Source organism: Methylotenera sp., assembly GCF_013141425.1.
Taxonomy (GTDB): domain Bacteria; phylum Pseudomonadota; class Gammaproteobacteria; order Burkholderiales; family Methylophilaceae; genus Methylotenera.
Genome location: NZ_JABFRA010000003.1, coordinates 1 through 14,164, shown reverse-complemented (window position 1 = coordinate 14,164; position 14,164 = coordinate 1). Strand labels below are relative to the sequence as shown.

The 14,164-nt window shown below is 41.1% G+C and carries 11 protein-coding genes; 6 read left to right on the top strand and 5 right to left on the bottom strand.

The genetic code is table 11. The features are described 5' to 3' along the window. Positions 1–82: 82 nt before the first annotated feature. The 4 genes from HOO90_RS00125 to dnaA all read right to left on the bottom strand — a co-directional run bounded on the left by HOO90_RS00125 (position 83) and on the right by dnaA (position 8,140). Positions 83–2,302 (bottom strand): OsmC domain/YcaO domain-containing protein, encoded by a 2,220-nt coding sequence (locus HOO90_RS00125; protein ID WP_292838228.1) that lies wholly within the window; start codon positions 2,300–2,302, stop codon positions 83–85. A gap of 526 nt (positions 2,303–2,828) precedes the next feature. Then, the gene (gyrB, locus tag HOO90_RS00120; RefSeq protein ID WP_292838227.1) at positions 2,829–5,246 is read right to left on the bottom strand and encodes a DNA topoisomerase (ATP-hydrolyzing) subunit B; all 2,418 of its coding nucleotides are present in this window, start codon (positions 5,244–5,246) and stop codon (positions 2,829–2,831) included. A gap of 69 nt (positions 5,247–5,315) precedes the next feature. Then, a complete protein-coding gene (dnaN, locus tag HOO90_RS00115; protein ID WP_292838226.1) occupies positions 5,316–6,416 on the bottom strand; it encodes a DNA polymerase III subunit beta in 1,101 nt (366 codons plus the stop codon). A gap of 266 nt (positions 6,417–6,682) precedes the next feature. Next, a complete protein-coding gene (gene dnaA, locus HOO90_RS00110; protein ID WP_292838225.1) occupies positions 6,683–8,140 on the bottom strand; it encodes a chromosomal replication initiator protein DnaA in 1,458 nt (485 codons plus the stop codon). Positions 8,141–8,397: 257 nt separating this feature from the next. Between dnaA and rpmH the strand changes: the two genes are divergently transcribed. The 5 genes from rpmH (at position 8,398) to mnmE (ending at position 12,313) form a co-directional block, all read left to right on the top strand. After that, entirely contained in the window at positions 8,398–8,532 is a 135-nt protein-coding gene (rpmH, locus tag HOO90_RS00105) for a 50S ribosomal protein L34 (RefSeq protein ID WP_013149458.1), read from the top strand. Positions 8,533–8,647: 115 nt separating this feature from the next. Next, positions 8,648–9,010 carry a ribonuclease P protein component gene (rnpA, locus tag HOO90_RS00100; protein ID WP_292838224.1) on the top strand — a complete coding sequence of 121 codons (363 nt, stop codon included), beginning with the start codon at positions 8,648–8,650 and terminating at the stop codon, positions 9,008–9,010. A 15-nt stretch (positions 9,011–9,025) separates the two neighbouring features. After that, positions 9,026–9,235: a membrane protein insertion efficiency factor YidD gene (gene yidD / locus HOO90_RS00095; protein ID WP_292838223.1), complete on the top strand. Its 210-nt coding sequence runs from the start codon at positions 9,026–9,028 to the stop codon at positions 9,233–9,235. Positions 9,236–9,327: 92 nt separating this feature from the next. Continuing rightward, positions 9,328–10,965 carry a membrane protein insertase YidC gene (gene yidC, locus HOO90_RS00090; RefSeq protein WP_292838222.1) on the top strand — a complete coding sequence of 546 codons (1,638 nt, stop codon included), beginning with the start codon at positions 9,328–9,330 and terminating at the stop codon, positions 10,963–10,965. Continuing rightward, entirely contained in the window at positions 10,955–12,313 is a 1,359-nt protein-coding gene (mnmE, locus tag HOO90_RS00085; RefSeq protein WP_292838221.1) for a tRNA uridine-5-carboxymethylaminomethyl(34) synthesis GTPase MnmE, read from the top strand. The genes yidC and mnmE overlap by 11 nt, the downstream gene beginning before the upstream one ends. 160 nt (positions 12,314–12,473) lie before the next feature. Here the strand turns inward: mnmE and HOO90_RS00080 are convergent, their stop codons facing one another. Next, a complete protein-coding gene (locus HOO90_RS00080; RefSeq protein ID WP_292838220.1) occupies positions 12,474–12,809 on the bottom strand; it encodes a YegP family protein in 336 nt (111 codons plus the stop codon). Positions 12,810–13,010: 201 nt separating this feature from the next. Between HOO90_RS00080 and HOO90_RS00075 the strand changes: the two genes are divergently transcribed. Then, the coding region (locus HOO90_RS00075; protein WP_366928714.1) for a type IIL restriction-modification enzyme MmeI at positions 13,011–14,164 on the top strand (1,154 nt) is incomplete at its 3' end.

Genomic DNA, 14,164 nt, shown 5'->3' with positions numbered 1-14,164 from the left:
TTGACCTTGTTACTATTAAATGCAGTCTACATTGATGCTTGGTGCAACAAATGCCTTAGCACAAACACCATGTTTCGTAATCTTAACTGGTCTTAGCTGCCATATTGGCACGAGCTGTATGCAGTTTTCTGTAGCTGTCGATCAGGCGGTGGTGCCTGTCGAGCCCCTCTAGTTTTATACTGATTGGCGTCAAGCCAAAAAAACGCACGCTACCGTCCACTGAGCCGATTGCGGCGTCCATTCTGGCATTGCCAAACATCCGACGGAAGTTGAACGCGTAGTCTTCGAGCTCAAGGTCGTCATTTAGCAAAACCTCCAGCACCACATTCAAGGCCTGGTAAAACAATCCGCGCTCAGCCGTGTTGTCGTTGTACTGCAGGAAGGCACCCACCAGCTCATGTGCCTCCTCGAATTGCTGCAAGGCGATATGAATCAGCAGTTTCAACTCCAGAACTGTAAGCTGACCCCAGTCCGTATTATCGTCAAATTCGATGCCAATCAATGTGGCAATGTCGCCATAATCATCCAGCTCGTTATTTTCTAAACGCTCCAGCAATGCTTCCAGACTGGCATCGTCCAGGCGATGCAGATTCAAAATATCAGCACGGAACAATAGCGCCTTGTTGGTGTTATCCCAAATTAAATCTTCTACTGGATAAATTTCCGAATAGCCCGGCACCAATATCCTGCAAGCAATTGCGCCTAACTGGTCATATACTGCCACGTAAGCTTCTTTGCCCATAGCTTCGAGAATGCCAAACAAGGTCGCTGCTTCCTCGGCATTGGAGTCTCCAGATTTGCCTTCTTGGCCTTTACCTGAAAAATCCCACTCAACAAAATCGTAATCCGATTTGGTGCTGAAAAAGCGCCACGACACAATACCGCTGGAATCAATAAAATGTTCAACAAAGTTATTGGGCTCAGTCACGGCTTCACTCGCAAAAGTGGGTTGAGGCAAATCGTTCAGGCCTTCAAAACTACGCCCTTGCAGTAATTCTGTCAGACTTCGTTCCAGCGCCACTTCTAAGTTTGGGTGCGCGCCAAATGAGGCAAACACGCCGCCTGTCCGCGGATTCATCAAGGTGACGCACATCACCGGATAGTTCCCACCTAGCGACGCATCCTTTACCAGCACCGGAAACCCTTGCTCTTCCAAGCCCTGAATGCCGGCCAGAACGCCAGTGTATTTCGCCAGCACTTCCTGTGGTACATCGGGCAAGGCGATTTCACCTTCGAGAATTTCGCGTTTGACTGCTCGCTCGAAAATCTCTGACAGGCATTGCACCTGCGCTTCGGCCAGCGTATTACCCGCACTCATGCCATTGCTGGCGTAAAGGTTTTCAACCAGGTTGGACGGGAAATAAACAACCTTGCCGTCCGACTGGCGCACATAGGGCAACGAACAGATACCGCGCTGGACATTGCCTGAATTGGTGTCAATCAGATGCGAGCCACGTAACTCGCCATCGGGATTGTAAATTTGCAGACAGTACTCATCCAGAATTTCATTCGGCAGCGTATCTTTATGGCCTGGCTTGAACCAGAGCTCGTTCGGGTAATGCACAAACGCGGCGTTGGCGATGTCTTCGCCCCAGAACGACCCGGCATAGAAATGGTTGTTACTCAGTCGCTCGATGTACTCGCCCAAGGCTGACGCCAACGCGCTTTCCTTGGTTGAACCTTTTCCGTTAGTGAAACACATCGGCGAGTGGGCATCACGGATATGCAGCGACCACACATTGGGAATGATATTGCGCCACGATGCAATTTCAATCTTGATGCCCAAGCTCGCCAGTAACGCCGACATATTGGCGATGGTTTGTTCTAAAGCTAAGTCTTTGCCAGTAATATAAGTGAACGCATCAACAGCCGGATTTACTATCAGCAAGGCCTGTGCATCGGCATCCAGATTGGAGACTTCTTCAATGATGAACTCTGGCCCTGCTTGCACCACTTTTTTAACCGTACAACGGTCGATGGAGCGCAAAATGCCTTGACGGTCTTTATCGGAGAGATCTTCTGGCAACTCAACCTGAATCTTAAAAATCTGTTGGTAACGGTTTTCAGGATCAACAATATTATTGTGCGAAAGGCGGATATTTTCAGTAGGAATATTACGCGTGTTGCAGTACAGCTTCACAAAATAAGCCGCACACAAGGCTGATGAAGCCAAAAAGTAATCGAAGGGGCCGGGAGCTGAGCCATCGCCTTTATAGCGGATAGGCTGATCAGTTATCACCGTGAAGTCATCGAACTTAGCTTCAAGTCGTAGCTTATCGAGAAAGTTGACCTTAATTTCCATGGGGACAATTCCAAAGTGTTGCAAAAAATGATGTGGGCGCTATTATCCCCCACAACGCCGATGCCGTGTAATACATCGACGCTTTCCACAAATGCAAATGCAAAGAATAAATTGCCAGAAAATCTTAAGGGGTGCTGATAACCGTCTTCTAAGAAAACCTTTACTGAAAACAAGCTCTGCTTGTCATCAGTACTTAAAAGACCCAACTTTTAAAAATCATCCATACTTAACTAGAGCTTGATGCAGGTCCAACTTAACTTAAAGATCAAATTGCTCCATGGTTAGATGTATATGGTATTCAAGAAAGGTTAAAAAGTTAAACGTGTGCCAAAATGATAATCAAACACCTAAAAAATTACTTGCAAAAGCTCGTATGCAATCAGAAAAATATCCTTTTGTTGTAAGTAACTTTTTGAAATATGCTTTTCTTGATGCATGTGAAAAAGGGTTACTAATCTAGTAACCCTTTTAATATCAAATCTAATTTTATGAGATATATCTAAAAGCTAATGAGAACATAAAACAGCTAAATATCTAAATTACCTGCGCCTAAAGCATTGCTTTCTATGAAAGCTCTGCGAGGTTCTACTTGATCACCCATTAATGTGGTAAATATTTCATCGGCCGCAATCGCATCGTCGATTTGCACCTTCAGTAAGCGACGCACAGTTGGATCCATCGTGGTTTCCCATAGTTGTGATGGGTTCATTTCACCTAAACCTTTATAACGCTGTACATTCAGATTATGCTTGGCTTCTTCTAACAACCAGTCTAGTGCTTGCTTAAATGTAGTGATGGCTTGTTCTTTTTCGCCACGCTTAATTAAAGCACCTTCGCCTAATAAACCTTGTAACATTACTGACATTTTACTAATTTGACGGTAATCGCCTGAACCTAAGAACTCCGCGTCAATCACGCAACATTGTAAATTACCATGTACATATTTATTAATTTCTAAACGGTGTGCTCCTGCTTCTTGGTCAAAACTCACAATAACTTCACTGCCTATAGCACCTAATATTGGGCGTAATTTTTCGGCTGCTGTTTCTGTGGTTTCTTTAGTACTTAAACTTAACTCACCCAAATCTTGCATTGCGCGCAAGACGCTTTCGTCATAAAGCGCTGAAATTCTACGTATTACGGCTTCGGTTAATACCATTTGTTTTGCGATTTCGGCTAATGGCGCGCCAGCAATCGCTTCTGCACCCGTCTTGGTGATGAGCTCTGCGCCTTTAAGTGCAGATTGCAGCAAATATTGATCAAGTTCTTGTTGATCTTTTAAATAACGCTCGTCTTTACCTTGCTTCACTTTATAAAGAGGTGGCTGCGCAATGTAAATATGGCCGCGCTCTACAAGTTCTGTCATTTGACGGTAGAAGAATGTCAGTAATAGCGTACGAATATGAGCACCATCGACGTCCGCATCTGTCATGATAATAATACGATGGTAACGTAATTTTTCTGCGTTAAAGTCAGCTTTACCAATGCTGGTTCCAAGCGCGGTAATAAGTGTGGCAATTTCTTGCGAACCCAATAATTTATCGAAACGGGCTTTTTCCACGTTTAGAATCTTACCTTTAAGCGGTAATATTGCTTGGAATTTACGATCACGACCTTGTTTAGCTGAACCTCCAGCGGAATCACCCTCAACTAGGTAAATTTCACATTTCGCTGGGTCACGTTCTTGGCAATCTGCCAATTTACCAGGTAAGCCCATGGTATCCATCACACCTTTTCGTCGAGTGATTTCGCGGGCTTTACGAGCAGCTTCACGTGCACGCGCCGCATCTACAATTTTTCCTACAATAATTTTTGCATCTGCTGGATTTTCTTGTAAAAATTCTGCTAATTTAGCAGAAACCACTTCAGATACCACTGGCTGTACTTCACTTGAAACTAACTTATCTTTTGTTTGTGATGAAAATTTTGGATCTGGCACTTTAACGGATAACACACAACAAATGCCTTCACGCATGTCATCACCGGTTGTTTCAACTTTTGCTTTTTTAGCAATATCACTTTGCTCGATGTATTGATTCAAGGTTCGCGTCATAGCAGTGCGTAAGCCTGTTAAATGTGTTCCACCATCGCGCTGTGGAATATTATTGGTAAAACATTGCACTGTTTCTGTATAAGAGTCATTCCATTGCATCGCTACTTCGATTGTCATACCGTCCTTTTCACCCATCGCGTAAAACGTTTTTGGGTGTAAAACAGACTTCGTACGATTCATGTACTCTACAAAACCTTTAATTCCGCCTGAATAAGCAAAGTTTTCACTTTTTCCGGTACGTTGATCGATTAATTCGATTTTCACACCATTGTTCAGAAACGATAATTCACGAATTCGTTTCGCTAATATTTCAAAATGGTATTCAACCAACACGAATGTTTCTACTGAAGCTAAAAAGTGAACTTCTGTCCCTTTTTTCTCTGTTGTACCCGTTTGAATTAAAGGCGCTACCGGTACACCACGGTGGAATTCCATTTGATGCACTTGACCATTGCGGTAAATCTTTAAACGTAACCAATCTGATAAAGCATTCACCACCGAGACACCGACACCGTGTAAACCACCTGATACTTTATAAGAGTTTTGGTCAAATTTACCGCCTGCATGTAGTTCAGTCATCACAATTTCAGCAGCCGATCGCTTAGGATCGTGCTTATCATCATCTTTTACGTCGGTCGGAATACCACGGCCATTATCTGAAACACTAATGGAGTTATCTGGATGAATAATCACTTTAATATCGTTACAATGCCCAGCTAAGGCTTCATCAATTGCGTTATCTAGCACTTCAAATACCATGTGATGTAAACCTGAGCCGTCTGAGGTATCACCAATATACATACCTGGGCGCTTACGTACCGCGTCTAATCCTTCTAGAATCTTAATGCTTGATGAATCGTATTCTTGTGAAATTGCTTTATTTTCAGCCATGCTTTTGATCTTTGTAAAAGTAAATATTGGGGTTTAATTACATTGTTTCACGTGAAACGTTATATTAAGTTATATACGCATTGGCATTACAACGTATTTATAATTTGCATTATTGGGTACTGTGATTAAACAACTGCTGTTTGCATCTGCAAATGAAAAAGTAGCTTGTTCACTACTTGTATTGTTTAACACATCGATTAAATAGGTAACATTAAAACCAATGTCCAGTGTATCACCGGCATAATCGATTTCTAGTTCTTCTTCTGCTTCTTCTTGGTCACTATTTGTGCTTATTAATTTTAAATTATTATTACTTAACACCATACGAATACCACGATATTTTTCATTTGATAAAATTGAAGCACGTTGCATGGCTAGCAAGACTCCTACTCTGTCTGTAATAAACGAGTTCTGATGGCCTGTAGGGATCACGCGGTTATAATCTGGAAATTTCCCATCAATTACTTTAGAGATTAATTTGTAATTACTGAAACTAAAGTTAACTTGATTGCTAGCCAACTCTATTTGTACATCTTCTTCACTATCATCGAGTAATTTAATTAATTCAATGACTGTTTTGCGAGGCAAAATCACATCTTGTTTTTCATAATTTTGTTTTAACTCTGTTGATGTGAAACTTAAACGGTGACCATCAGTACCGACAATATTTAAACGATTAGCAATTACCTCAAATAATAAGCCGTTTAAATAATAACGAATATCTTGTTGCGCCATCGCAAATTCAACTTGCTTCAATAGATCTTTTAATTGACGTTGCCCAATAGTAACTAAGGTGCTTTCACCTTGTGTTTTAGTCATTACTGGATAATCCGCTGCAGGTAATGTTTGTAAATTAAAGCGACTTTTTCCTGCTTTTAAAGTAATTCTACTTTCATTTGTAGTCATGCTAATTTCAGAACTATCAGGTAATGATCTACAAATATCCAATAATTTTTTTGCTGAAATAGTTGTAGAAAAATCAGCGGTAGTTGCACTTTCAACTGCAAGTGAAATTTGCATTTCTAAATCGGTTGCTGTTAGATGAATTCTATTTTGTTTGGCTTCTAGCAATAAATTAGAAAGTATGGGTAAGGTATGTCTTTTTTCTACAATGCTAGTCACTGATGTTAATGGTTTTAACAAAGTTTCACGGTTGATTTGTATATTCATCTTTATAACCTAAATAATATATATATAAATAATAACAATAATAATGTTGCATATATCTGTGTTTAACTGATTATTTTTAAATTAAATCAGTGAGTTAATCTTACTTTTCTTATCTTGGTAAAAGCTTATTCTACTGTGGATAAATTGTTGAGGAAATTTCTCATATTAACAATTTGCAACCTTATGCTTTATTTATCCACAGTTAATTCATACTTTAACTTATCAAAGTTTTCTTTTAATTTTAAATAAAATTGGCTTATAAAACATCAATCACGAATTACCTGCACTAAAAAACTAATATCACGTGTAAATGTAGGATCATTTTGCTTAAGTAAATCAACCTCATCGCAAGCATGCATTACTGTGGTGTGATGCCTACCACCAAAAGCTTCACCTATTTCAGGAAAGCTATGATTGGTTAGTTCGCGAGATAAGGCCATGGCAATCTGTCTAGGCCGGGCAAAATTACGCGTTCTTTTTTTACTGTACATTTCTGCAACTTTAATTTTGTAATAATCAGCGACAGTCTTCTGGATATTTTCCATTGTGACTTGTCTGCCACGCACCGCAATTAAATCACGAAGTGCATCCTTGGCTAAATGTACATCAATTGCGTGACCCGTGAATTTAGCCATGGCGATAATGCGGTTTAATGCTCCTTCAAGCTCACGCACACTAGAGCGAATTTGTTTTGCAATAAAAAAGGCTACATCTTCCGGTAATTTTAAATTAACCGCTTCCGCCTTCTTTAATAAGATTGCAACACGCATTTCCAGCTCTGGCGGCTCAACAGCAACCGTTAAACCCCAGCTAAAACGCGTACGCAAACGCTCATCTACATCAATAATTTCCTTTGGGTAGGTATCACAGGTAATAACTATCTGTTTTTTCTCTTCTATCAAAGAATTAAAGGCATAAAAAAACTCTTCCTGGGTACGTGTTTTTTTAGCAAAAAACTGAATATCATCAATTAATAATAAATCAAGCGAGTGATATTGACGTTTAAATTCATCAAAAGCCTTGTGTTCATAAGCTTTCACGACGTCAGAAACATAGCGTTCAGCGTGCAAATAGCGAATTTTAGCATCAGGATTATGTAGTTTTAATTCATTTCCTATCGCTTGTAATAAATGCGTCTTACCCAATCCCACCCCACCATAGATAAATAAAGGGTTGTAGGCATTTCCTGGGTTTTCTGCAACTTGTATCGCAGCAGCACGGGCTAATTGGTTAGCACGCCCTGTAACATAATTGCTGAAATTAAAGTCACCATTTAAACCAGAATTATTTTTTGCGCTACCATTAATTTTCTTGGGGGTAGTTTTTGATTGTGAATGTACATTTGTTTGTGCAAGTGTATTTGATTTTGATAGTACAGATGAAACTTGGGATGCCAGTATTTCATTTTTATTATTGGCCACAACATTTTTGCTTGAATTTTTTGAGCTAATATTTTGAGATGCATTTTTAGCATCTGAATCGGAATCACTATTGGTGATAGTGAAATCTATTTTAATGTTTGTTAGTTTTAATTCACGAGCAAATTGCTCAATCTTTTTTAGAAAACGTTCTTTTACCCATTGCATTACAAAACGATTAGGCGCGACTAAACGCACTGTATTGCCCTCTATTTCTGCATATAAAGGCTTAATCCAGGTATTAAATTGTTGTGATGATAGCTCTTGCTCAAGACGACTGAGGCAAGTGGGCCAGAAATTTTCCATCTATATTGATTTACCTTAATTTGTAACGTTTACGCAAAAAAAGAATCTAACTAACTGTTTTAATTATATTTTTAGATCAAAAAACGAGTATAATTACGCGCTTGAAATTCGTTTCATTTTAGCTTGTTTATGCAAACTTATCCACAGGCTTTTGCAAAGTTTATAAAACTAAATAAACATCGAATAAACGTTGACAAAATAGGCAGTTATCGTGTCTAATAGCGCCCTTTATAGCACTTTGCTCGTTGGAGATTTACATGAAACGTACATATCAACCATCTAAAACACGTCGCGCACGTACTCACGGCTTCTTAGTTCGTATGGCAACTAAAGGTGGCCGCGCAGTGATTGCTGCTCGTCGCGCTAAAGGTCGTAAACGTCTAGGTCTGTAATTTTAGAGTCCATTTGGACTTTATGGATTGCAGCGCGACATTATCAGTCTTAAGTTTAAAAGACGTTAGTACAAAGATAATGGCGCATACATATAGGCTTGTTAAACAGGCCAAGATGATTAAAACGGATGATTTTTCATCCGTTTTTAATTTTCGGAAACGTATTTCATCACTGCATTTAGCCATGCACTATCAGCCGAATATATATCTACGCGCTCGAATTGGCTTGGTAATAGGAAAAAAGACATCAAAGCTAGCTGTGAGTAGAAATTATATGCGACGCGTATTGCGTGAACTGTTCAGATTAAATCAACATGAAATCGCCCCTGTAGATTTAGTTATTCGCGTACAAAAGAAATTTGGTAAAGTAGAGTTTAGTCAAATTAAACAGGAGTTTAATTCTTTGATTATTAAATTAAATCAACGTGTTAGCGAAAGACTACCTAACAATATACAAAATATTGATAGTGGCATATAAAACGTGATGAATATAATGGCGCGTATACTCATTTTTTTACTAAAAGCATACCAAGTTTTACTCAGCCCATTTTTGGGGCAGCAATGTCGTTTTTACCCTACCTGCTCGCAATATGGTTTAGAAGCCATTCATAAGCATGGTGCTATTGTTGGCAGTTATTATACGATTCGCCGCCTATTGCGCTGCCATCCATGGCATGCTGGTGGTCATGATCCGATTCCGTAAGGTTTTAGAAATTTAAGTTTTATATTTTTTACTCAAAGTTATTTTATTCTTAGTTATAGTTGTTTTAATCAAAATAGATTGCCCAAAAAATCATGGATACAAGACGTTTAATTTTGTTCGTTATCTTTTCAATGTCAATTTTGATGTTGTGGGACGCTTGGCAACGCCAGCATGCGCCCGTTGAAGTTGCACAGCAAGCAAGCCAGACAACGGCGGCTAATACCTCAACGCCTGCTGCAAATTCAGTTGCAGCAGGCGCAAATACCGCGGTGGATAACGATTATAAATTACTTACAGGTCAACGAATTCACGTGACAACGGATTTGTATAAAGCCGATATTGAGACAATTGGTGGTGATCTGCGTCGTTTAGAATTACTCAAACATCGGGCTTCTGATAATGATAAAACCAACTACATTTTGCTCGACGATGCAGCAAAGCCAATGACCTATGTGGCACAAACGGGTTTGGTTGGTGCAGATTTACCTTCACATAAAGCCGTATTTACGACTGCCGCAACTACTTATCAATTACAAGAAGGTAAAGATGCGCTTGAAGTTCGCTTAAGTTGGACAGGCAATGGCGTTACTGTAGATAAGGTATACACCTTTCATCGAAATAAATACGCTATAGATGTGAATTACGAAATTAAAAATGGTTCAGAAGCCGCTATAACCCCTGTGGTTTATTACCAAATAGTGCATGATAATGAATCAAATCAGGGCTCTGCGTTAATGCCAACATTCACGGGTGGGTCTTACTATACAGATAACACAAAATTTAAAAAACTGGCTTTTAAAGACATGGCAGAAGAGCCTTTGAAAGTCACTGCTAGCGATGGCTGGGTTGGTTTGTTGCAGCATTACTTCGTCAGCGCGTGGATTCCGAAAGACGGTTTAGCACGTGAGTTTTATACTGAAAAGCTCAGTGATAACATTTATAGAATCGGTTCGAAAAGTACCTTAAGTACCATCGCCGCAGGTGCCAGTTTAACGGTTCCAGCCCGCTTGTACTCCGGTCCACAAACTAAAAAAGATCTTACAGAAACCGCACCAGGCCTAGAGTTAACTGTTGATTACGGGTGGTTAAAAATTGTAGCATCGCCACTATTTTGGGTGTTATCACTGATACACAGTTTGGTTCAAAACTGGGGTGTGGCGATTATACTGCTAACTTTATTGATTAAAGCGGCTTTTTATCCACTTTCTGCCAAGAGTTACCGTTCGATGGCACAAATGCGCGAACTAGCTCCACGCTTGGAATCTATGAAGCAAAAATTTGGCGATGACCGCCAAAAAATGCAAATGGCTATGATGGAACTCTACAAAAAAGAGAAAATCAACCCGATGAGCGGTTGCTTACCGATTTTGCTGCAAATCCCGGTTTTTATTGCACTTTATTGGATGTTATTAGGCTCTGTGGAGTTGCGCCATGCGCCGTTCTTTGGTTGGATACAAGATCTTTCTGCGGTAGATCCTTACTACATCCTGCCTTTAATTATGGGCGCATCGATGATTATTCAAACTAAGCTTAATCCTAAGCCAACAGACCCGATTCAGGCAAAGGTCATGACATGGATGCCAGTCATTTTCAGCGTGTTCTTCTTCTTTTTTCCAGCGGGCTTGGTGTTGTATTGGGTAGTGAATAATATTATCTCAATCTGGCAACAATGGTATGTGAATAAATCAATCCATGCAGAAGCTTTAGCTAAAAAATCAGGTGGTAAATAAGCCTTTAGACACCATTGCCGCCATCGCCACGGCAAGTGGTGCTGGCGGCATCGGCATAGTGCGGGTGTCTGGCCCTGCAGCTGCGGCTGTCGCTACAAGTGTTTTAGGCCATTGCCCCGCACCACGTCATGCGGCTTATTTAGATTTTAATCAGGCCGATGGCGATCTTATCGATCGTGGCATCGCCATTTTTTACCCCAATCCGCATTCCTACACGGGTGAAGATGTACTTGAGTTACAAGCACATGGAGGCACTGCGTTAATGCAGATTTTGCTGGCGCGTTGTATTGAGCTCGGTGCACGCCAAGCTGAACCAGGCGAATTTACGCGTCGCGCCTACCTGAATGACAAAATCGATTTAGCGCAAGCCGAAGCAGTAGCCGATGTAATTAACGCCGCCACAATTGAAGCGGCCAAAAGTGCGGTGCGCTCGCTTTCTGGTGAATTCTCACAGCGCATCAACGCCTTGCTTTTAAAACTCATCGATTTGCGCATGTACGTTGAAGCCTGTTTGGATTTTCCTGAAGAGGAAATCGATTTTATTACGCAAGGGCGCGTGGCTGAAAAATTAGCGGCGATTATTGCCGAATTGAATTCTGTTTTTGCAAAAGCCAAACAAGGCAGTTTATTACGTGAAGGTATCAATGTTGTGTTGGTCGGTCAGCCCAATGTTGGAAAATCTAGTTTGATGAATCAATTGGCAGGGGAAGAAATTGCCATTGTTACCTCAATTGCTGGAACAACGCGCGACACCATCAAAAATGCCATTCAAATAAACGGTGTGCCCTTACATGTGATTGATACCGCGGGTTTGCGTGAAACGGACGACGAAGTTGAAAAATTTGGCATTGCGCGAACTTGGCGAGCTGCAGAAAGCGCCAATATCGCATTATTATTAGTAGATGCAGCTCATGGTATTACGCAAACAGAAAAATCGATTTTAGCGCGCTTGCCGCAAGAAATATGCAAAATTTGGGTGCATAATAAAATTGACGTGGGCAGCGAAGCTGCTCAAGTGAAAGAAATTTACCAAGAGAATTCAATCGCAACGCATATTTACCTTTCTGCTAAAACGGGCGAAGGAATTGATTTATTAAAAAATCAGCTGTTAAAACTGGCGGGTTATGAAAATAATTCAGAAGGTATTTTTATGGCACGCGCTCGACATTTGGAAGCCCTAACAAATGTGCAGTATCACTTGGCAAATGCCAGCAGCCAAATAAATTCAGCCGAGCTGCTGGCAGAAGAATTACGATTTGGCCAAGAAGCGTTAGCAACAATAACGGGTGAATTTACGCCCGATGATTTGTTAGGTGAGATTTTTAGCAAGTTTTGTATTGGCAAATAAATTCGGGCTACATTTTAAGTCAAGCGGTGTGCCTAAATTAAAATGTAGCCCGAATCTACTACGAAGTATCTTACCAAGAACTGTTCCCTGAGTTTGTCGAAGGGAGCAAACCCAGTAACCACCGCCCCTTCGGCAAACTCAGGGAACGGTGTAGTTTGCGTTAAGCGGTTAAATCAACCACATCTGCTTCTGGTGCATTTTTCTTAACAGATTCAATACCGTTATCACGACCAGCTTCGCTTTCATACTGTTGGCTTTGACCAATCACTTGGTGGTTGCCTGCTTTAATCACAAAGTATGGTTTACCAGATTTAGAAACCAAACGCTCAAAACGCTCATCTAATGACGCATTTTTTTTGATTGATTCGATACCATTCAATGCGCTGGCTTTGGTTTCATACATTTCAGATTGTAAAATAATTTGGCCGTTACCAGCTAAAAGATTAAAGTGTGTTTGGCCACTTTTTGCGGATTTTACTTCAAATTTACCTGCCATACTGTTCTCCTCATATTGTTCGGTGAAAGCGTTATTAATCGCTATCAGTACTATAGGCGTGTCATTGCATGCTAGTCAATACTTTAAGTTTGTAAAATTGTGTTGCGTGTTCCACGTGAAACATTAAATCAATCGCCCGCTTTGCAAGAATGGGTGGCAGTGTATACTTTCAAACAATAAAATAACCAATAAACTTAAAACATGGCACTTTCCTGGAACGAAATTAAAACGCGCGCGATGGCTTTCTCAAAAGAATGGGAATCTGAATCGCGTGAAGATGCAGAAGCTAAGTCGTTTTGGGATGCGTTTTTTAATGTATTTGGCATTACGCGCCGGCGTATTGCCAGCTTTGAAGAGCCCGTTAAAAAGTCAGACGACAAAGGCGGCTTTATTGATCTGCTTTGGCGCGGGCAGTTGCTGGTGGAACATAAATCGCGTGGCAAAAGTTTAGATAAAGCGTTCAACCAAGCCTTGGATTATTTTCCCGGCTTAAAAGAGCGCGACTTACCTAAATTCATTTTGGTGTCTGATTTCTCTAAGTTTCGTTTGTATAACCTTGAAACGCAAGAGCAGCTTGAGTTTGCGCTTAAAGACTTATATCAAAACGTCAAACTATTCGGCTTTATAGCAGGCTACCAAACGCAAGTCATCAAGGCGCAAGACCCCATCAACATCAAAGCCGCCGAGCGCATGGGCAAGCTGCACGATGCGCTAAAGGCCGTGGGTTACGATGGTCATGCGCTAGAACTCTACTTGGTGCGTTTGCTGTTTTGCTTGTTTGCTGAAGACACCACCATCTTTGAAAAACGCCTGTTTCAGGATTACATTGAAACCCGCACCAATGAAGATGGCAGTGATTTGGCGCTGCATTTAGACGCCCTATTCGACGCGCTCAATACGCCCAACGACAAGCGGCTGAAAAATCAGGACGAAAGTATTGCTGCTTTTCCTTATGTAAACGGCAAACTGTTTGCCGAGCGGCTACGGCTGGCTGCGTTTGATAGCAAAATGCGCGAGGCGCTGCTGGATTTATGCGCGCTGGATTGGAGCATCATCTCGCCTGCGATATTCGGCAGCCTATTTCAAAGCATTATGGATTCTGACGCGCGGCGTAATCTGGGCGCGCATTACACCAGTGAAGAGAATATTCTTAAGCTGATTAAGCCCCTGTTTTTAGATGCCTTATGGGCGGAATTTGATAAAATTAAGAGCAATAAAAAGCGACTGCCAGAGTTCCACCAAAAGCTGCGCGAATTAACCTTTTTTGACCCCGCCTGCGGTTGTGGCAACTTCTTGGTGATTACCTATCGTGAACTGCGTTTGTTAGAGCTCGAAGTGCTACGCGCCAGCCATGT

Excerpts from the sequence above, each read along its gene's own strand:
- yidD (WP_292838223.1), top strand. The coding sequence starts at position 9,026 with ATGGCGCGTATACTCATTTTTTTACTAAAAGCATACCAAGTTTTACTC.
- HOO90_RS00125 (WP_292838228.1), bottom strand. The coding sequence starts at position 2,302 with ATGGAAATTAAGGTCAACTTTCTCGATAAGCTACGACTTGAAGCTAAG.
- yidC (WP_292838222.1), top strand. The coding sequence starts at position 9,328 with ATGGATACAAGACGTTTAATTTTGTTCGTTATCTTTTCAATGTCAATT.
- dnaN (WP_292838226.1), bottom strand. The coding sequence starts at position 6,416 with ATGAATATACAAATCAACCGTGAAACTTTGTTAAAACCATTAACATCA.
- dnaA (WP_292838225.1), bottom strand. The coding sequence starts at position 8,140 with ATGGAAAATTTCTGGCCCACTTGCCTCAGTCGTCTTGAGCAAGAGCTA.
- HOO90_RS00080 (WP_292838220.1), bottom strand. The coding sequence starts at position 12,809 with ATGGCAGGTAAATTTGAAGTAAAATCCGCAAAAAGTGGCCAAACACAC.
- gyrB (WP_292838227.1), bottom strand. The coding sequence starts at position 5,246 with ATGGCTGAAAATAAAGCAATTTCACAAGAATACGATTCATCAAGCATT.
- rnpA (WP_292838224.1), top strand. The coding sequence starts at position 8,648 with ATGATTAAAACGGATGATTTTTCATCCGTTTTTAATTTTCGGAAACGT.
- rpmH (WP_013149458.1), top strand. The coding sequence starts at position 8,398 with ATGAAACGTACATATCAACCATCTAAAACACGTCGCGCACGTACTCAC.